The organism is Arthrobacter sp. AIWTK1 (assembly GCF_056680535.1).
Genome location: NZ_CM155287.1, coordinates 1,111,808 through 1,129,984 on the forward strand (window position 1 = coordinate 1,111,808; position 18,177 = coordinate 1,129,984).

An 18,177-nucleotide genomic window follows, 5' to 3' on the forward strand; every position below is an offset into this window, starting at 1 on the left:
TCCGCAGGGCCGCGGAGCGTGTCGAGAGCCAGCCGAGTTGACTGATCCGGGCTCAGCGGCACATGAGTATTGCTGAGGTTGTCATTGGCTGCAGCCTACACTCTTGGGAGTGTTCACCCAAGGCACAATTCTGAGCTGACTAGATGGTCGGCACTCGCCGAAGATGGGGGACACAATGGGGCTTTCCAACCAGGAATATGTGGGACGTGCACTGGAGGCGTTGGCCACGGACCTAGGCTCCTACATCGACTCCCTACTGGAGGGGATAGCGCCAAGTATTTCCTGGCCCAAGCTGCTGGAACACAAGGATGCAAGCGCGGGCCGAGCACCCCCGACGTATTCGGCCTCCGATTTGAGCGCGCAACTGCGCGCAATGACGGAATCGTCTAATGGCGCAGCGGCTTGTTGCGCGAACCCGGGGCGCTAAATACCCTTGCGCGGCCTTGAGAGCTGCGATGATAGAGCACTGATCCACCGTTCCGGGTGGACTACCTATGGGGGATGTTTGACATGCAGAAGTCTGAGGTTGTGGCCCGTGTTCTAGGCGAGAATAGCATCGAGTGCACGATCGTCTCGCCTAAAGGCCAGAGGCTCAAATTGTCCGGCAACGTCACTGACGATGAACCCGAGTTCGAGAAGGGTGGGCTTGGGAACAATCCCGCTTTGGTGAACAACGCCTGGGCCTTCGCAAAGGCCAGGTACGCAGCAGTCAACCTGCCCGATCAGGAGCAACAGAAGAACGCTGAGAAGCGAGCGAAAAAACACCAGAATGTGGCCGAGTGGATCGCCGATGTGGCTGACGACCTCACGAGCGAGAAGAAGCACGGCTGGTGTTCGGCCTGCTTCGGTCAGCACGACCACTCGAAAGCGAATCGGCCGATCGGCCAGCTACCCGCATACGTTTGCGACGGTTGCGGATCGCCGACGCTGCCCTGCGTGCCAGGATGCAAGAACATGGCAGTGCGTGGACAACGAGCCATCAAAGTACCGCAGTACTGTGCCGAGCATCGCCACGAGGTCCCTGGCTTCGAAAAGGCCGACCTCAAGATGGGAGCGCTTGGGGACTACGAGGAGTTTCTCAGGTTCGACAAGGCAAACCTAAGTCGGGCCACCAAGTTTGTTGGCCTCGGACTCGCAGGGATCGCTTTGGGCGCCCCCGCCGCCCTTGTCGCCGCACCTGCCATAGGAGGCGCAGTCGGCGCGCTCATCGGGGGTTACACAGGCGCCGCCGCCACCAGTTTTGGACTGGCGCTGGTTGGTGGGGGCTCGTTGGCCGCCGGAGGACTAGGCATGGCCGGCGGCACCCTCGTGATTACTGGACTTGGTGCTGCACTCGGTGGTGCGCTCGGCGCTTCTGTCACTAACGCCTACGTCCGGGAAGACAGGTCGTTCCATATCGAAATGCTGCAAGGCGGACCAGGCGTACCAGTGATCGTCTGCAATGGCTTCCTTAGCGAGAGCGGCAAAGGTTGGGGCGAGTGGAAGGACATCATTACCGCACGTTACGCGGACTCACCTGTTTACCGGGTCCACTGGGGCGCCAAGGAGCTCAAGCACTTGGGATTCTTCAGCGCCAGCGGGGCGGCAAGGGTCGTCGCCGGTGCTGCCTTGAAGGAGGCCGCGATGAAAGCCGCGAAGATGGCCGCAAAGAGGCTCGGCCCGCTCGGCCCGGCTCTGTTCGCCGTCGACCTGGCGAAGAATCCTTGGCATGTCGCCAAGAACCGCGCCGAAAAGACCGGCGCTATTCTGGCCGACCTGCTTGCCCGCACCAATGAGGAGGCGTACGTCCTGGTTGGCCACAGCCTCGGCGCACGCGCGATGGTGGTCGCCGCCCAGACACTGGGAAGCAAACCCGACGGTCCACGGGTCCAAGCCATTCACCTCCTCGGTGCAGCCATCGGAGCCAGGAGCGACTGGCACACCCTCACCGGTGCGGTAGACGAGGCGGTTTACAACTACCACTCGACCAAAGACAGCGTCCTGAAGCTCGCTTACCCCTTCGCCGAGCGGGGACAGACAGCAGCTGGCCTTACAGGCTTCACGCCAACTGCAGTCCGACTGAAGAACGTCGACGTTTCGTCTAAGGTCGGGAGCCACTTCGACTACCACAAGAGTGTCAGCCTAAATTCACCGGGAGAACTGCCGGCGCCACGATCTGATTAAGCGGCAATGGCTCACTTATAAGAGGATCCCCTGTTGTAGTTCGATTCTCCCGCCATGTCAGATGTCTCGGCAGGGTCGCTGCGACCACGATCCGGGCGATCCACAGCACAAAGACCACAGGTAGTGCCGGGCCTACAAACTGGTTGGGACAGGTTTTCGCAGACACTGGCTGACGCTGAATCGGCAGCCGACGTCCCAAGAAGCCGCACCCCGATAGTGGCGCCTAAGGTGGTCCCTCCACGGCCTACACTCAGATTTGTGACTACATACGAACCTGCCGAACTCGCTCGAGAACTCGGCTATACAGACGAGCATCGTCCAGGGAAGGTCGTCCGGGATTATCTCCGAAAGACATATCCGGACCACCCGAAGCATCACCGGTGGGTGCTCGACGACGTTCAGGCCGCCGACGTTCGCGTCAACGTCCCGCGCAAGCGCTGAACCGCAACACCCGACGGCTGCCACCTCAGCTCAACGGGTTTCAGCAGGCTCAACCGCCGGCCGAGACTGCTGCCACCTCAACCTCCACCCCCAGCGTCCCTAAACTTCGCGACCTGACCCGGGTCGGCGCCGTCGTCCGTCACCAAAGTCCAGGGGAGCGCGAGCCGCGCCCAGGCGTGGAACGGCCGCAGGCCCAGCTTGGATGAGTCCGCCAGAACATACACAAGATTCCCCCGCCGGGCCATGAGTTCCTTGAGCCGGGTCTGCGCGTGGTCGGCCTCGCAGATACCGTCCTCGGCCGTGACGGCGTCGGCGCCCAGGAAAACGCGGTCAAAGCTCATCCGTTCCAGGGCGGCTTCGGCCAGTGGTCCCACAAAACTTTGCGAAAGGCTCCGCAGCCGGCCGCCCAGGCAGTCCACCTCGATGCCCTCGGAATCGGCCAGTTCCTGCATGGTGTTGCTGCCCGGCGTTGTCACGGACAGCTTTTCGAAGCCCCGCAGCTCGTGCGCCAGAGCACCCACGGTGGAGCCGGCGTCCAGCAGGATGTTCTCCCCGGGCCGGATTGCCGACGCCACCCAGCGGGCGATCGCATGCTTCTGCTCAAACGCCTCGCCGGTGCGCTGCCGCAGCGACGCCTCCGGTGCCCGCCCAGCGCCATCGCGCAGCCGTACGTGCGGGCCAGCCGGCCTTGCCCGTTAGCAGCGCCAGGTCGCAGCGGATGGTGGAAGCGGTCACCTCGAACCGTGCCGAGAGTGCCTCCACGGAGGCCAGCCCGGTGACGCGGGCCTTCTGAACGTTGGTGCGGGCAGCCATAATCGGTGTTGCTGGTGCATGGCGGCCAGTAGCGCGTGCCGTCGTCGTAGTTGACAGCTCCAGTCGAAATCCCAGAGTAGGGTGTCCTCGCCGGGTACTTGCGTCCAGCGCTGCGCTCCCTGACGCATCGCTCGGTGCGGTCACCAGGCCTCACGGGCCCGCTGGCGCTTATCGTGCCGCCAACGCTAAAACCCTGGCGGCCGTATGTCAGTGCTGGGTACCAAGCACCGAATGGGCGATCAGCATATCCAACCGACGTATGTCCGCTTTCTTGCCCACCTTAATTTTGATGTGACCGGCCCTCGTCCATAGCTCGAGCTCAGCGTCCATGTCGAATGTTCCGGCATTCTCCGAGGACCACATGTTGATAGCAGAGTAGGGCAGCGAATACACCTCCACTTTCTTGCCAGTGATTCCTTGGGCGTCGCGGACGATCAATCGCTTGGTTGTAAAGATGGCGCTATCGCGAAAGGTCTTATATGCGGCCACTGGTTGCTCGCCCGGGACCATTAATTCCATGACGTCGTTCGGGATCGGACATTCGGTGACGAACATCCATGTGGTCACTGCTGCTGCCTCCAAGGCTGCTCCTTTGATTAGTGTGGGCTGTTTTCAAGTGAAGGACGGGACCTGATCAACTTTGCCTACCGCGAAACGTTCTGCTGGTTGCCGTTGTCTGCACAAGGTCTTTGAGACCGTCCGCATCCAGGAAACCGGCGACGTCGATGGAACCATCCGGATGGACCCGAACATCAATTCGGTTGGCCACCACCTCGGGCTTGAAGGCCTTGTATCGTTCGGTGAAGTGGATAAAGCGTTGGTTGCTGGAGCCCACCAGAGCGCGGCTGGTTTCGGCGTTTCGGGCCTGGTAGGGGCCGTCCACGAGCAGGTCGGTCCCTGCTAGGAAGGCCTTTATGGCATCGTCCCTGCCCAGCAGGGATTCGTACTCGTAGCCCGAGAACGCGATGACTCCCAGGCCCCGCTCTTGAGCCGCGCTTGCCAAGGCTGCACCGCTGGCGGGCTGGTCAAACGGCTCGCCGCCGATAAGCGTTAGCCCTTCAACCCCCGCAGCGACGGCCCGATCGACAATTTCTGCGATGGGCGTCCGGGTCCCACCGCGGGGATTGAACAGGTGCGGGTTGATGCAGCCCTTGCACTGGATGCTGCAGCCCTGAAACCAGACCGCGGTTCGCAGACCCGGACCTTCGGCGGTAGTGCCGTGCAGAACACGCGCGACCTGAAGGTGCCGGTCGGTCAAAGGTCGAGTCGGCGGGCTGACTGGGTCCCGCTGTTCATAGGCGCAGTCACCGGTGAGGGGGCTGGCGCGCTGTGCTGCGCCGCACCGAAGGTGAGCTTTGACCGGTGGGGGATGAGCACGTGGGGCGGCACCTGGGCCTTTGACATGAGCTGCTCGAAGGAAGTAAACGAGCCTACGCCCTGCCGCGCGTCAATGATGCGGTTGGCGGTTGGCTGGTCCACGCCTAACGCGGTGACGAGGTCACCGGCCGTTGCTGTATTCACGTTGAGGGCCTGGTTGGATGAAGCCTGCGGAGAGACGGGCGGTGCCGGTGAGTCGAAGGCAGCGGCCGCCGCATTGGGGTCGTATCCGCGGGCCGGGGAGGGGTTCCCTACCGGCTGCGATACTCCGGCCTGGGCGTACCATTTGACGTCGCTGGTGTGGGCCTTCCAGATCAGCCACTTCTTATTGGTAACAAACGACGCCACTAGTCCGCCGATAAAGGTCGTGAACCAGATCCATCCCCAGATGGTGCTCGCCACAGAGGTTTTGGGCGCTTCTTTGGTGCCGGCATCGAATGTGCCGGTTGCCACCATGAGGCCGACTCCGAGCACCAGAAATCCGATGCCCAGTCTGATCCACAGCTTGTTCTTGGCCTTTATTCCGCGAATGAGGAAACCGACGCCGGTCAACAAGCCGAAGGAAAGGATGCTCCAGAGGAGCCCGGCGCTGTTTCGGAAACGCCACGTGCGTGAACAGAGTTTTTCTTCCGGAGTCATCGTTCGCTGTCCGCCTCGTACTGTAGATGTTGGGTAGCAACCTCTTGGTTGACTGTCTGGTAGTAGGCCGGGGTCAACCGGGAATCGGAGATCACCGTGTCCGGCAATAAGGCCTGGATCGCGGCGAGGTCGTCCGTGCAGCCGGGTCCCGGCCCGTGGGTTTCGGCGGTTATGGATCCGGATGCCGAAACGGTAATGGTAAAAGTCTTCTTCTGCATCATGTCGCCTGTTCGAATACGAGTTGGACTTCGCCGTTGGCTGCTGTCTGTGAGACGAGGACCATGCCCATGTCCGCGGCGCGGGCGTGCAGCGAGTCCACGGTTCGCTGTTGGAGCAGCGCACCGACGCTCATGTCCAGGGAGGCGAGCATGTTCCCGGTGACCTCGTCCGCGGCGTTATCGACCCGGCCCAGAAAGACCTCGCCGATCCGTTGGAAGGTGATCCTTCCATAGGGGCTATTGCCGGTGATGCGTCCCTCGGCGACGCTCAATTGGGTTGCACCCATGGCAAGGAGCGCGTCCTGCAGGAGCTGGGCGTCCTTGATGCGGGTCGTTCTGCACTTTTCGCACAAGTCGGTGCTACGGGCTTCGCGTATGGCGGCAACGGCGGCGATCCCCACGGGGATCAGGAGCAGCTCGAGACTCATGGGGTCAGTCCCCGAAATCGATCTGCCGGCCACCACGCCAGGAGTTGACGTCGGCTGTGGCGGCGGTGCCGCTGGTCGAGTAGTCCTCACGTGCGCTGGTCGATGTTGCCGCCACGGCACGTTTGGACGCCCATTCACGAACTGCGTTGATCTGTTCGGCCTGAGTGACAGAGAGCGGGACCGTGTTGGAGATCGCCCTGCTCAGGTCTTTTTCATTGAGCCGGCGACGTTCGGAGAACGCCTCGAAGCATGCACTGACCGCAGCTTCGGCGATCTCTGCGCCGGAGAAGCCTTCGGTCTGCTCAGCCAGGAAACCCAGCGAACTGGCGGTGATCTCGAAATCGCCGGAGGCAGCTGAAGCTGCAGTGAGCCGTTTTTCGAGCTGGATGCGCCAGATGTGAACCCGTTCTTCCTTCGTCGGGAGGTCGACAAAGAAGATCTCATCAAAGCGGCCCTTGCGGAGGAACTCCGGCGGCAGGGAATCTATCTTGTTGGCAGTGGCAATGACAAATACCGGATTCTTCTTTTCCTGCATCCACGTCAGGAAGGTCCCGAAGACCCGCTGGCTGGTGCCGGAGTCTCCGCTGCCGCTCGACCCGAAGCCCTTTTCAATTTCGTCGATCCACAGGATCGAAGGGGACACGGCCTCGGCCAGCTTTAGGGCACCCCGCATGTTTTGCTCGCTGGAGCCCACCAGACCGGAGAAGACACGGCCAACGTCAAGCCGAAGCAGGGGCAGTCCCCAGAGCGTAGCCATACAGGTGGCCGTCAGGCTCTTGCCGCAGCCGGGGATACCGGTGATGAGGACGCCCTTCGGCGCGGGGATGGACCAGCGCTGCGCCTCCGGCAGCCAAGAACCGTTGCGCTTTTTCAACCACTTCTTCAGGTTTTCCAAGCCGCCAACATCGTTCATCGTTCCTTCGGCGGAGATGAATTCCAGCAGCCCGGACTTCCTGATGGTTTGGCGCTTCTCGTCAAGGACCAGGGCAATATCAGACGCGTCCAGCCGGCGATCTGAGGCAATGGCGCGGGCGAAGGCATTTTCCGCCTCGCCCAAGGTCAGACCCTGAGCAGCTTGGATGAGTCTCTGGTGGTCGTCCGGGCTGAGATCCACAACGATCGACGCGGCGTTCGCTGTGACGATCTCGTCCAGGACGCCCTCGATTTCACCGGCCGTCGGCAGTGGAAGGTCGACGACGGTGACTTCCTTTTCCAGGTCGGCCGGTAGCGTCAGACCCGGGGAGACGATGATGAGGGTGTGGGGTACGTCTCCGGTCCGGAACGCCGTGGCGGCATCCTGGACCGCGCGGACCATCGTCGGCTCGGCCGGCCTGCCCTGCGCCCCAAGGAAGTGGTGAAGGTCGAAGAACACGAAAATAGTGGGCTCCGGGGCCTTGATCGCGTCGACCAGGGCAGCGTCAGGAGCCGTAGGCTTTCCGGACTGGCCCGGGGCGTGCAGGCCTTTGGAGACGGTATACATGACGACGCGGCGGGACCGCCGAAGATCCGGACTCGTCGCTACAGCTTCTGCCGCGGCGATGACCCGGTTGCCCTCGTGTGTCTCCACCAGCAGGATCGGGTGCCGCGCCCGGATGAGCTCGACCAGAGTCTCGCCGAAGACCAACGGCGTCTTTGCATTCACTTTTGCCCCCAGAGTTCTTGTGTCGCAACTTGGGGAAGCTTATCCCAGCATCAGGGCGTTTGAAGTGCACAGAGGGACAAGAATGTACGGCTGTTACTTTTCCCGGCTCGGAGGCGACCCGGGAAGTCGAAGCACTCCAAGGTTTCGGCAGGCTCAGCCGCAGATAAACCACGGCACGCCGTTCTGGATCTCGCACGACGGCTTCGTCGAGTAAGTCCCACCCGGCGCGGTCACTTCGACCAGCACTCGGAACTCCGCCATAAGCGCGTCTTTGGTTATGCGCGGGTATCGACAGGCTCAACTATTAGGGTGTTGACAAGCTCAACCCCCGACATCCGCCACCTCAACCTCACCCCCGGACAGCAGCCACCTCAACCTGCACCCCAGCATCTCTAAACTTCGCCACCTGATACGGGTCCGCGCCGTCGTCGGTCACCAAAGTCCATGGCAGCGCCAGCCGGGCCCAGGCATGGAACGGCCGGAGGCCGAGCTTCGACGAGTCCGCCAGGACGTACACTTCCCGGCCGCGCCGGGCCATAAGCTCCTTGAGCCGGGTCTGGGCGTGGTCGGCCTCGCAGATGCCGTCCTCGGCGGTGACGGCGTCGGCGCCCAGGAACACGCGGTCAAAGCTCATCCGCTCCAGCGCCGCCTCGGCCAGCGGCCCCACGAAGCTCTGGCTCAGGCTCCGCAGCCGGCCGCCCAGGCAGTCCACCTCGATGCCCTCGGAATCCGCCAGCTCCTGCATCGTGTTGATGCCCGGCGTCGTCACGGACAGCTTCTCAAACCCCCGCAGCTCATGCGCCAGGGCACCCACGGTAAAGCCGGCATCCAGCAGGATGTTCTCCCCGGACCGGATCACGGACGCCGCCCAGCGGCGATCGCATGCTTCTGCTCAAACGCCTCACCCGTGCGCTGCCGCAGCGACGCCTCCGGGTGCGCGCCCAGCGCCATCGCCCCGCCATACGTGCGGGCCAGCCGGCCCTGCCCGTTCAGCAGCGCCAGGTCCCGGCGGATGGTAGACGCCGTCACCTCGAACCGGGCCGAAAGTTCCTCCACGGAGGCAGGCCGGTAGTGACGGCAAGGCGGTAGATCTCCTCGCGCCTGGCATTTGCGCTCAGCATTCCCGGTCTCCTTCGCGTGGGCGTGCTTACCATGCTAGTTCCGGCCCCCAATAAAACAGCGCTGCTACACGGCCACGCTGGGCCGGATGGCCATCTCGGCCGCCTGGTGCAGCGCCTCCACCATGCTGCGCGGATCCGCGATCGCCTTGCCGGCGATGTCAAAGGCGGTGCCGTGGTCCACGGACGTGCGGATCACCGGCAGGCCCACCGTGATGTTCACGCCGGCCTCGATGCCCAGCACCTTCACCGGGCCGTGCCCCTGGTCGTGGTACATGGCCACCACCAGGTCGTAATCGCCCCGGCCGGCCAGGAAGAACAGCGTGTCCGCCGGCAGCGGGCCCGTCACGTCGATCCCGGCAGCCTGCGCCGCCTTCACGCCCGGTTCGATCTTCTCCGCTTCCTCGCCATGGCCGAACAGCCCGTTCTCGCCGGCGTGCGGGTTCATCGCGCAGACGCCGATCTTCGGGTTCGGGATGCCCGCGCGGACCAGGGCCTCATGGCCGCGGCGGATGGTGCGCTCCACCAGGTCCGGGTTGATCTTGCGGATGGCATCCATCAGGCCGATGTGCGTGGTCACGTGGATCACCCGGATCTTGGGCGTGGAGAGCATCATGGACACTTCCTCCGTGCCCGTCAGCTGCGCCAGCAGCTCGGTGTGTCCGGGGAAGATGTGCCCGGCGGCGTGCAGCGCCTCCTTGTTCAGCGGCGCCGTGCAGATGGCCTGCACCCTCCCGGCCATGGCCAGCTCGCTGGCCACCCGGATGTACTCGTACGCGGCGTGGCCGGCCACGGGGGAGAGCTGCCCCCATGCCAGGTCCTCCGGCAGCAGCGCCAGGTCGATCACGTTCACCCGGCCCGGCGTGAACACCGCTTCCTCCACGTTTTCGATCACCTGGATGTCCGCCTCGATGCCGAGGACCTCAGCGGCCTAGCGGAGGCGCAGCGCGTCGCCGATCACCACGGGCCGGCACTCTTTGTTGCTCTGCGGATCCAGCACGGCGGCCACCACCACCTCCGGTCCCACCCCGGCGCCGTCGCCCATGGTGACGGCCACGTAGGGGAGGCTCTTCTGCTCGGTCTTGTTTGCTGCTTCGGCGGTCATGTCTGCTCCAGATCGTTCGGAAGTCTTGCGGGGAAGGGTGTTGGCGAGAGTCGGCGCGGACTGGCCGCGGCGCTCCCGGATTTTCTCGTAAAGCTGTAGGAGGGCCAGGTCGTCGCCGAAGCTGCCGGGCTTGGTGCCCATCAGCGTTCCGTCCTCGGCGGAGGCGCCTCCCTCTAACCCCGACGCTCTGTCACTAACGGTCCCTTTTCCACGGACGTTCTTCCCTTGTGGTCACGTCCAAAAGGGGCCGCTGACAAGTGAGCGCGTTACATCTAGCGTTGGTGATGAGCGCCAGGGATCGTGTCGCGCGGCACCGGATGGCCATGCGCGAGCGAGGGTTTCGTCAGATCCAGATGTGGGTGCCGGATGCGTGTACGGGCGAGTTTAAGCGTGAGGCCCACACCAGGCGCGCGCTGTCGCCGCCCCTGACCAAGCTAAAGCAGGCTAAAAGCGATCAGGATCTCGTCGAACAGATTTCAGAAGACTGGCCGGAGTGAACCGAGGCGGGCTGGGGCGGAATCCGGACTTATGCGCAGAAACCCCGCGCGGCACTCATCATCGAGGACGAACTCTTCGCGGAGTGGGAGTCCGTTAAACTTCTACCCCTGACGTCGCACCTCGCGGATGCTCCACTGCTGAGGCTGAGCAGTCGCTCGCTGTCTTTCTCGGCTTGGCTCGGTATCGACGCCGGACTTAAGTCCCTGTTCCGGAGGAACCCTCAGGCGTAGCTTGAAGGCGGGTCCCGAAAATCCGGAGCCCGCACTCAAGGGGGCATCATGACCAGGCCCAGGCTTTCGGCATTCAGTGTTCTGGGGCTCTGCGCCCTGTTCTCGCTCTCGGGCTGTTTCGGCCCGCCGCCCCCGGCGCCCACTAGCAGCTCCGCCGCCGCGACTACGACGCCGCCGACGACGTCGTCGTCGCCCACGAGTAGCTCCGCCGCGCCGACCACAACGGCGAGCCCGTCCACGGCCAGCCCGTCGGTCACCCCGACCCCTACAGCGACTGCCCCGCCGTCGTCCGCTCCCGCGAGCCCGACGGCGACGGCGGAGCCAACCTCCACCGGTCTCCCGGAGCAGGTGGCTCCGCTGACCATCTACTACGTCGCCGTCGGCGACGCCGGTGTCTCCGGGCCGTTGATCGGCTGCGGTGACAGCCTCGTCGCTACCACCACGGCCCCGGTCCGCTTCACGGACCAGGTGGGCCCCAGCGTCGGGACGCTGCTCGCGAACAAGAGCCGCGACGTCGGACTGTCAGGGCTCGTGAACGTCCTGTACCAGTCGGACCTCAGCTACGTCGGCGGGGAGTTGGACGGCAGCACGATCACGATCTACCTCACCGGGCAGTTCATGCTCGGCGGCGTGTGCGACATCCCGCGCGCTAAGGCACAGCTGGAGTACACCGCCATGGCCGCGGCCGGGGCCACGAGCGCCCAGGTGTTCGTCAACGGCCGCCCGATCGACGAGGTGCTCAGCCTCAAGTAGTGCCCCGCGGGTCCTTCCCGCCGGGCGCTCCGGTTTGCAGGGCTACAGCTCATCCGGCAGGCGAGCGATTCCGGTGCTCGCTGCACGGACAGCATCATCAATCCAGAGCGGAATTGCGTCGCCGATCATCGGACGAATCAAGCCAATAGGTGCCTCCCTGCAGGCGAGCGCGACGAGAGCGAGTCCACGTGGGGTCACCCGCCCATGCCGCGCAAGGGTCAGCCGATCCAGAATTTCACCGACGGGCGCATTAAGGCCGGTCAGATCCGGCAGTACGTCCGCTGGTGGATCTTCCATGAGGTCCTTGTACCGATAGACGGTCATCATTCGGGCGTCCAGTGGGTTCTCGCGGCAGAAGCGGGGGATCAGCAGCGCGGTTTCGACGATTGCCTCGATCGGTTCGTTTGCTTCAATCCGTTGAAGCTCGTGGTGGAAGCGCTTGATCGACCGAACCCAGGCCGAGGCGAAAAGCGCGTCTCGCGAGCGGAACCGGTGATAGATCGAACCGGAGGGCGCCCCGAGCTTTGCGGTGACGTGAGCCACAGTGGCTGAGCGCCAGTGGTCATGTACGGCGAGCACTGCGGCGTCGAGGATTTCTTCTCGGGAATACGAAATGGGTCTTGGCATTTCCCCCATGCTATGCCATTCTGGAGGCGTTCATCTAGAGAGGGTCCTCTAGAACTCATTGGGGGAGAGAATGATGCCGATCAAACGACGTTGGCAGGTGGTTGCCTTCTGCGCGCTTGTGGTCTCAGTGGCGCCATACGGGCTGATCAAAATTGCATGGTTGGCCGGCTCGGACTTCGGCATGAAACCAGGCATGGGTATGGGGGAGATGGGCACGCCGCGCTTCATCATCGGCAATACCATCACCATCGCCATGGACGCCCTGGCAGTGGTGCTGGGGTTGGTGCTGATCCAACCGTGGGGGCGACGCATCCCCGCGTGGTCCGTCGTCATGGTCGGGGGCGCCGCCACGGGGTTGCTGGCGCCAATTCTTATCGGGCTCCCGGCGGGCAGTGTCCTGCAGCTGGCCGTCGACGGCAGCCTGACGTCCGGCGGAGAGGGAAACCTCGAAGGCTGGACCTTTGGGATCATCTATGGCGGGTTCGGCATGATGGCCGTAGCCCTTGCGGTACTCCTGGCGTTGTATGCGGAGGACCGGTGGGGCACGCTTATTACCGCCGGACCACGACTTCCCTCGCACAGCTGGGTGACGGCCATAGCGGGAACCGGGATGCTCTGCTTTGCCGCAGCAATGCTCTACTGGGGCGTAGCCGGGCCCGGCGCCAGCGGGCCGTCCGGCATGGGCTCGATCGCCCAACGCACAGTCCTCGCCGTCACCGGCGTCGCCGCGGCGGCCGGGTTCCTCGCACCGTTCTTCTCCGCGGGATCGGCATCCCGTGCACGGGCCGCAGCGCTGATCACGTGGGTTGGGTGCGCCACCGCCGCACTGCAGGGTCCAACCGGGCTCCTGCTGGCCCACGACGGCGAAATTTCGCCGCTCGGTGTGGCGGTGGCCGCCCTCGGAACCCCCGCCGCGGTGCTTTATGGTCTCGCGGTCTTGAAAAGTACCCGGCAGGAGGTTGCCTCGCCGGGCCACCAGCCCGGCTGGATTTAGCGGCGCTGCGGCCCCGCCGACGTCGTACGGGGGGAGTTTCCCTTCCCTTAGGGGGCCGGCTTGCCCACTGCCTCTATTCAGAGAGGGCAGGTTGAAGCAAGATAACCCCATGAAAAAAATGGCAATAGCTAGTTTCGCAGCGATGGTGATGGCGCTTGGCGCCATCACCTCCGCGCTTCCAGGCAACGCAGCTCCGGGCGCCGCGGCGGCCCAGTCGTCACCCGTCACGGGCCAGATCATGGTGAAATTCCGCGACCCCGGTGCGGCGGCCGGCGTGCTGCGCGGGCACGGCCTCAGCGAAGGCCCGGGCATCGGCAGCACCGGCGCCCAGCTCATCAAAGTACCGGCCGGCAAAGAACTTCAGCTCATTGACGCCTTGAGCCGGAACCCGGCAGTGGAGTACGCCGAGCCGGACGAGTTGGTCACCGCCGCTACGTCGGACGAGTATTTCCCCCGCCAGTACGCCCTGCAAAACAACGGTCAGTCATTCACCAACACCGCCGGCACCCTGTCCGTCGCCGGAGGGAAAACGGACGCCGACGTCGACGCCGTCGAAGCCTGGAACGTCACCACCGGTAGCGGCATAAAGGTTGCCGTTCTCGATTCAGGCGTCGCAAGCGACAACCCCGACATCAACCCGAAAGTTGTTGCACGCGCCAACTACAGCGGTGCGGCCACCAACGAAGACAACTACGGCCACGGTACCCACGTCGCCGGTACCGTTGCCGCCACTGCCAACAACACGATGGGTGTAGCCGGGGTGTGCCCGGGTTGCACGATCCTGGCCGGCAAAGTGCTCAACGACAGCGGCGTCGGATCCAGCTCAGGCCTCGCGAACGGCATCAACTGGGCTGTCAGCAACGGTGCGAAGGTCATCAACATGAGCATCGGAGTACGGGCGTCGCGGACCCTCGAAGCTGCCGTCAATAACGCCTGGAATGAGGGCGTGGTGCTGGTTGCGGCAGCAGGCAACGGCGGTAACCAGACCAAGATCTACCCGGGCGCATACCCCAACGTGATTGCCGTCGCCGCTACTGACAACACCGATGCCAAGGCGTCCTTCTCCACCTACGGAGCCAGCTGGGTGGACGTCGCAGCGCCCGGAGTCAACGTGTATTCGACGTTCCCGAACCACACCTTCGTCCTCGGGACGCAGAACGGCCGTTCCTTCGGTTACGACGTCGGCAACGGCACCTCAATGTCCTCACCCATCGTCGCTGCCACGGCCGCGCTTGCCTGGAGCTCGCATCCCGGCGCCACGCAACAATCAGTCCGCGCAAATGTGGAATCCACCGCCGACAAGATTTCCGGCACCGGGACTTACTGGGCATACGGCCGCGTGAACGCGGACAGGGCCGTCCGGTAGGGCTGCCGACCGGCCGCTCGCTCCGGCCATGAACGTTTGTGCACATGCTTTGGACGGACCCCTCTGGCCTCAACGCCCGGGCAAATAGCTACTGGCCAGTAATAACGGCGCGAATGGGGACATTCCGCCTTGGCTCAGGGGTCGCTGGCGGGCGGCCGATCCTCGTGCACATCCGTGCAGTCAAGGCTGAACGGATGTGTCTGTTGCCTACATTTGAGTACCGGCCGGGGTTTGGTTGACGGGAAGAAACACCACCGCGGCCGGCCCACCCACTGACACACAAACAACGAGGTTTCTATGTCACTGCTCTCCAAAACCCTGTCCATCGCCGCTGCTGCCGTCCTCGCCGGGTCTCTGGCCGTTGCCCCCGCCCAGGCGGACACCCTCGACGTCGCGCCGCCGGGGGCCAACGACTGGTCCTGCAAACCAACCGCCGAGCATCCGTATCCGGTCATTCTGGTGCCTGGAACCTTCGAGAGCATGGCGAAGAACTGGTCCACGCTGTCGCCGTACCTCAAGAGCGCCGGGTACTGCGTCTTCGCCCTGAATTACGGCGAGACGAACGGCGTGTCTGCCACCGCCCCGGTGGCCGACTCCGCGCAGGAACTCGCCCCGTTCGTGGACGCCGTCCGTGCTGCCACCGGCGCCAAGCAAGTGGACCTGGTGGGCCACAGCCAGGGCGGCATGATGCCCCGCTACTACATGGGCTTCCTGGGCGGAGCCAAGTACGTCCACCAGCTCGTTGGCATCGCGCCCTCCAACCACGGCACGGAAGGTGTGATCCTCCCGCCGCCGGACGTTGTCGCTGATCCGGACTACACCGCCCTGGGCTGTGCCGCCTGCGCCGACCAGCAGGCGGGCTCGGCGTTCATGCAGAAGCTCAACTCCATCGGCGACACCGTGGCGGGCCCCTCCTACACCGTCATCTCCACGGTCTATGACGAAGTGGTCATTCCCTACAACAGCCAGTTTCTTGCCGGCGCGGCACGGCAGGTCACTAACATCACCATCCAGGACAAGTGCCCGGCCGATCTCTTCGAACACGACCAGACGCCGAACGACCCCGTGGTGCATCAGATCGTGGCCCACGCACTGGGCCAGGCGTCCGGCCCCGCTGATCCGGTCTACCAGCCCAGCTGCATCTAGCTCGCCGGCGGATCAATCCCGCGCCCAGTGCCCGCGCAGCAGCCCGGCAACGCGCTCCGGCTCCACCCGGTGTGGCGAATCGAAGTGGTGGCGGTTCGGGAACACCTCGAGGCGGAAATCCGGAAAGACCCTCCCGAGGCGCTCCGCGTTGTCGCCAAAATCGTCCGGGTTGCTCAACCCGCCAAGGGCGAACAGCACCGGCTTCGTGAAGGCAGCCAGCCGCTCGCGGTCCAGGTCGTAGGTGTTGAAAGTCTGCAGGAACGCCCTGATCCCCGCCGGCCGCTTGGCCATCCACGGCGGCGGGGGACCCGGCGGCGGAGGCGGAAGGACGACGTCGGGCCTCACCTGCAAACGCATGAAGGTGCCCATGAACTCCTCCTGCGGCAGGCCGCCCAGCTGACCGTACTGCTTCCAGAGTTCGGCGTGGGCCCGGCTCCAGTCCCAACTGCCGGCCCAGGCCGGCTCCAGCAGGGCAAGGCTCTGCAGGCGCTCCGGGTGCCGGGCGGTGGCGGCCAGGGCAGCTGCGCCTCCACCCGAGTACCCCACGAGGTGGAACGTCTCCCAGCCGCGGGCGTCCGCTTCGCGGACCACGCCGTCGGCCTCCGAATCCAGGCTCCAGCCGGGCGGGGGCACGTTGCCCGCATAGAGTTCCAGGTCCTTGGCAACGGCTTCGACGCCCGGTCCCAGCGCCTCGATGAGCGCACCGTAGGCAGGCTGGGCCGGGAGCACGCTTCCGGGAAGAAGGATGACCCGAGTTGGTCCCATGGCAGGATGCTACGCCCGGGCGGCCAAACGGGCTACTGCCTGCACCAACGCCCGGGCCCCTGCCGGGGAGCCCCTGCCGGGGCCCGCGAAAAAGACCCCGGGCGGCCCGTTTTCGCGTTCCTTGTCAGCCACTCCGGCCGGGAGGAGACTTGCTACATGTCATTCGTCAGCGGCGGATGACGGTGTCTTTCCTGCGGGGGCCGTGGTGCCCTCTTGGCTGGTCGGGGTAAGTCGTGGACGGACCTGGGTTACGGAGCGCGTTCGTCGTCGTCAACGGGGAGGCGGCGGGCGCCCGGATCGTGATCCCGCACGGCAAAACGACCATCGGCAGCGACGAGGGCTCCCGGCTGCGCCTCCCCGTTTCCGGTGTGAGCCGCCGGCACGCCCTGCTGACCTCGGTTAACGGCCGCAATATTCTCGCCGACGAGAATTCCCGCAACGGCACCTGGGTCAACGGCCACGCCATCACCTCGCCCACCGAACTTACCGACGGTGATGAGGTCCAGTTCGGGCAGGTCAGGCTCCGCTTTGTTGAAGGGACGTACGACGACGGCAGCGCGCGGCCGCCCGAAGGCGGCGGATGGGAGGGACCTCCGGCCGCCCCGGCGGCTGCCAGGAAAAAGGGTCTGGGTTCGGCGCTGTTTTTCGCGGCTGCGATCAATGTGGTGGGGCTGATCGGCAACAGCCTGACCGCGTTCCTGACCGAGCTGACGCCCACCTGGACGTGGTTCGTCACCCCGGCGATGGGCCTGGCTGTTGCCCTGGGCGGCGAGGCGCTGGATTACCTCAAAGACAAGGCGCAGCCCGCACCTAAACGGTCTAAGCCGCAGTACCGGCCGTCCAGCCTGGGGCAGCCAGCACGACCCGCACGCCCGGTGAGGCCGGGGCGCCCGAATACCCACGCGACCACGTATCCTTCCGGGCCGGTCAAGGCGGCACCACGGTCCCGTCCGGTCATCGCCACGGTGCTGCTCACGTTGCTCCTGCTCGGCGGTGGCGGGTGGCTGCTGGCTGCCGGGGCGAGTTACGCCGTCGGCTATTTTTCCGGGAACGAGGAAGGCACCCAACGGCTGGCACGCCAGGTGGTGACGGAAGCGCAGGGCGTCACGGTGACCGTCCTCGGCATCCAGAGCACCGCACATTTCACCCGAGTGGAGATCCATGTGCGGAACGGAACCAGCAGCTCCATGTCACTGCCGCTGTTTCACAACGCAATCCTCACCGGCCCTGATGGCACCACGTTCGACGCCGATTCCTTCCGCAGCAGCTGGCAGCCCGAAATACCGCCCGGAGGCCAGCGCAAGGGGACCATCAACTTCGAAAGCCAGCTGCCCGAATCGGGTGGCACGGTGTCGCTCAGCTTCGTCACGGTGTTCATGCAGGGGTTCGACGGACCGCGGTCCATCACCGTCCCGGACATCCCGCTGATGCCGGTGGTAACGCCGCTGTAAAAACCCGTGTACAGTAGAGATCGTTGTTGTGTTTGTATTTGGTAGTTCAGGCAGTACGCGGGGTCGAAAGTCCTCGTTCTTCTGAAGTAGCGGTTTTGAACACCCCACACCGGAGGACCCGAAAGTCGGGACAGTTCCTCCACCTTCACGAAGGACATAAATAATGGCTACTGGTACCGTCAAATGGTTTAACGCTGAAAAGGGCTTCGGCTTCATTTCCCCCGATGACTCCTCACAGGACGTTTTCGCACACTACTCTGCGATCAACTCCTCCGGCTTCCGCTCCCTCGAAGAGAACCAGAAGGTCTCCTTCGAAACCGAGCAGGGCCCCAAGGGTCCCCAGGCCACCAACATCCAGGCTATCTAATTTCCTAGATACCCGGGACCGTTAGGTTTCCTATAA

At 64.3% G+C, this 18,177-nt stretch carries 22 protein-coding genes and 1 pseudogene; 9 read left to right on the forward strand and 14 right to left on the reverse strand.

Features of this window, described 5'->3' with window-relative positions:
• The first annotated feature begins 501 nt into the window (after nt 1-501).
• Nucleotides 502-2,163, forward strand: a complete 1,662-nt coding sequence (locus tag AC1MDG_RS05205; RefSeq protein ID WP_479807961.1) for a DUF726 domain-containing protein — start codon at nt 502-504, stop codon at nt 2,161-2,163.
• Between the two features lie 258 nt (nt 2,164-2,421).
• Entirely contained in the window at nt 2,422-2,604 is a 183-nt protein-coding gene (locus AC1MDG_RS05210; protein WP_479807962.1) for a hypothetical protein, read from the forward strand.
• A 77-nt stretch (nt 2,605-2,681) separates the two neighbouring features.
• Here AC1MDG_RS05210 and AC1MDG_RS05215 read toward each other — a convergent pair whose 3' ends face one another.
• The 11 genes and pseudogenes from AC1MDG_RS05215 to AC1MDG_RS05265 form a co-directional block, all read right to left on the reverse strand.
• Complete coding sequence (locus tag AC1MDG_RS05215) at nt 2,682-3,179, reverse strand: DeoR/GlpR family DNA-binding transcription regulator (RefSeq protein WP_479807963.1); 498 nt, start codon at nt 3,177-3,179, stop codon at nt 2,682-2,684.
• Nucleotides 3,180-3,204: 25 nt separating this feature from the next.
• Nucleotides 3,205-3,417 carry a hypothetical protein gene (locus AC1MDG_RS05220; RefSeq protein WP_479807964.1) on the reverse strand — a complete coding sequence of 71 codons (213 nt, stop codon included), beginning with the start codon at nt 3,415-3,417 and terminating at the stop codon, nt 3,205-3,207.
• Nucleotides 3,418-3,624: 207 nt separating this feature from the next.
• Nucleotides 3,625-3,972, reverse strand: coding sequence for a PH domain-containing protein (locus tag AC1MDG_RS05225; protein WP_011690880.1), 348 nt, complete (start codon nt 3,970-3,972; stop codon nt 3,625-3,627).
• Nucleotides 3,973-4,051: 79 nt separating this feature from the next.
• Nucleotides 4,052-4,675 (reverse strand): 4Fe-4S single cluster domain-containing protein, encoded by a 624-nt coding sequence (locus AC1MDG_RS05230; RefSeq protein ID WP_479807965.1) that lies wholly within the window; start codon nt 4,673-4,675, stop codon nt 4,052-4,054.
• Complete coding sequence (locus AC1MDG_RS05235) at nt 4,672-5,433, reverse strand: ComEA family DNA-binding protein (protein WP_479807966.1); 762 nt, start codon at nt 5,431-5,433, stop codon at nt 4,672-4,674. The genes AC1MDG_RS05230 and AC1MDG_RS05235 overlap by 4 nt, the downstream gene beginning before the upstream one ends.
• The gene (locus AC1MDG_RS05240; protein ID WP_479807967.1) at nt 5,430-5,654 is read right to left on the reverse strand and encodes a hypothetical protein; all 225 of its coding nucleotides are present in this window, start codon (nt 5,652-5,654) and stop codon (nt 5,430-5,432) included. The genes AC1MDG_RS05235 and AC1MDG_RS05240 overlap by 4 nt, the downstream gene beginning before the upstream one ends.
• Nucleotides 5,651-6,079, reverse strand: a complete 429-nt coding sequence (locus tag AC1MDG_RS05245; RefSeq protein ID WP_479807968.1) for a hypothetical protein — start codon at nt 6,077-6,079, stop codon at nt 5,651-5,653. Before AC1MDG_RS05245 ends, AC1MDG_RS05240 begins: the two co-directional genes overlap by 4 nt.
• A gap of 4 nt (nt 6,080-6,083) precedes the next feature.
• Nucleotides 6,084-7,721, reverse strand: a complete 1,638-nt coding sequence (locus AC1MDG_RS05250) for an AAA family ATPase (RefSeq protein ID WP_479807969.1) — start codon at nt 7,719-7,721, stop codon at nt 6,084-6,086.
• Between the two features lie 349 nt (nt 7,722-8,070).
• Nucleotides 8,071-8,842: pseudogene (locus AC1MDG_RS05255) on the reverse strand (DeoR/GlpR family DNA-binding transcription regulator).
• A 64-nt stretch (nt 8,843-8,906) separates the two neighbouring features.
• Nucleotides 8,907-9,734, reverse strand: coding sequence for a 4-hydroxythreonine-4-phosphate dehydrogenase PdxA (pdxA, locus tag AC1MDG_RS05260; RefSeq protein ID WP_479807970.1), 828 nt, complete (start codon nt 9,732-9,734; stop codon nt 8,907-8,909).
• Nucleotides 9,735-9,770: 36 nt separating this feature from the next.
• Nucleotides 9,771-10,085 carry a hypothetical protein gene (locus AC1MDG_RS05265; protein ID WP_479807971.1) on the reverse strand — a complete coding sequence of 105 codons (315 nt, stop codon included), beginning with the start codon at nt 10,083-10,085 and terminating at the stop codon, nt 9,771-9,773.
• A gap of 143 nt (nt 10,086-10,228) precedes the next feature.
• On the opposite strand from AC1MDG_RS05265, the gene AC1MDG_RS05270 reads away from it, so the two are divergent.
• On the forward strand, nt 10,229-10,441 hold the full coding sequence (locus tag AC1MDG_RS05270) for an antitoxin MazE-like protein (protein WP_479807972.1): 213 nt from the start codon (nt 10,229-10,231) through the stop codon (nt 10,439-10,441).
• A 266-nt stretch (nt 10,442-10,707) separates the two neighbouring features.
• Here AC1MDG_RS05270 and AC1MDG_RS05275 read toward each other — a convergent pair whose 3' ends face one another.
• On the reverse strand, nt 10,708-11,004 hold the full coding sequence (locus AC1MDG_RS05275; RefSeq protein ID WP_479807973.1) for a hypothetical protein: 297 nt from the start codon (nt 11,002-11,004) through the stop codon (nt 10,708-10,710).
• 16 nt (nt 11,005-11,020) lie between these two features.
• Here AC1MDG_RS05275 and AC1MDG_RS05280 point away from each other — a divergent pair, with 16 nt between their 5' ends.
• On the forward strand, nt 11,021-11,425 hold the full coding sequence (locus AC1MDG_RS05280; RefSeq protein WP_479807974.1) for a hypothetical protein: 405 nt from the start codon (nt 11,021-11,023) through the stop codon (nt 11,423-11,425).
• A gap of 42 nt (nt 11,426-11,467) precedes the next feature.
• On the opposite strand, the gene AC1MDG_RS05285 is transcribed toward AC1MDG_RS05280, so the two are convergent.
• Nucleotides 11,468-12,052 (reverse strand): TetR/AcrR family transcriptional regulator, encoded by a 585-nt coding sequence (locus tag AC1MDG_RS05285; RefSeq protein WP_479807975.1) that lies wholly within the window; start codon nt 12,050-12,052, stop codon nt 11,468-11,470.
• A 73-nt stretch (nt 12,053-12,125) separates the two neighbouring features.
• Here AC1MDG_RS05285 and AC1MDG_RS05290 point away from each other — a divergent pair, with 73 nt between their 5' ends.
• The 3 genes from AC1MDG_RS05290 to AC1MDG_RS05300 all read left to right on the forward strand — a co-directional run bounded on the left by AC1MDG_RS05290 (nt 12,126) and on the right by AC1MDG_RS05300 (nt 15,558).
• Nucleotides 12,126-13,046, forward strand: a complete 921-nt coding sequence (locus AC1MDG_RS05290; protein ID WP_479807976.1) for a hypothetical protein — start codon at nt 12,126-12,128, stop codon at nt 13,044-13,046.
• Between the two features lie 109 nt (nt 13,047-13,155).
• Nucleotides 13,156-14,412 carry a S8 family serine peptidase gene (locus AC1MDG_RS05295; RefSeq protein WP_479807977.1) on the forward strand — a complete coding sequence of 419 codons (1,257 nt, stop codon included), beginning with the start codon at nt 13,156-13,158 and terminating at the stop codon, nt 14,410-14,412.
• Between the two features lie 297 nt (nt 14,413-14,709).
• A complete protein-coding gene (locus AC1MDG_RS05300) occupies nt 14,710-15,558 on the forward strand; it encodes an esterase/lipase family protein (RefSeq protein ID WP_479807978.1) in 849 nt (282 codons plus the stop codon).
• A gap of 12 nt (nt 15,559-15,570) precedes the next feature.
• Here the strand turns inward: AC1MDG_RS05300 and AC1MDG_RS05305 are convergent, their stop codons facing one another.
• Nucleotides 15,571-16,323, reverse strand: a complete 753-nt coding sequence (locus AC1MDG_RS05305; protein ID WP_479807979.1) for an alpha/beta fold hydrolase — start codon at nt 16,321-16,323, stop codon at nt 15,571-15,573.
• A gap of 233 nt (nt 16,324-16,556) precedes the next feature.
• Between AC1MDG_RS05305 and AC1MDG_RS05310 the strand changes: the two genes are divergently transcribed.
• Together AC1MDG_RS05310 and AC1MDG_RS05315 are read left to right on the forward strand one after the other, a co-directional pair.
• Complete coding sequence (locus AC1MDG_RS05310) at nt 16,557-17,774, forward strand: FHA domain-containing protein (protein ID WP_479807980.1); 1,218 nt, start codon at nt 16,557-16,559, stop codon at nt 17,772-17,774.
• Between the two features lie 163 nt (nt 17,775-17,937).
• A complete protein-coding gene (locus AC1MDG_RS05315; RefSeq protein ID WP_011690916.1) occupies nt 17,938-18,141 on the forward strand; it encodes a cold-shock protein in 204 nt (67 codons plus the stop codon).
• The last annotated feature ends 36 nt before the right edge of the window (nt 18,142-18,177 follow it).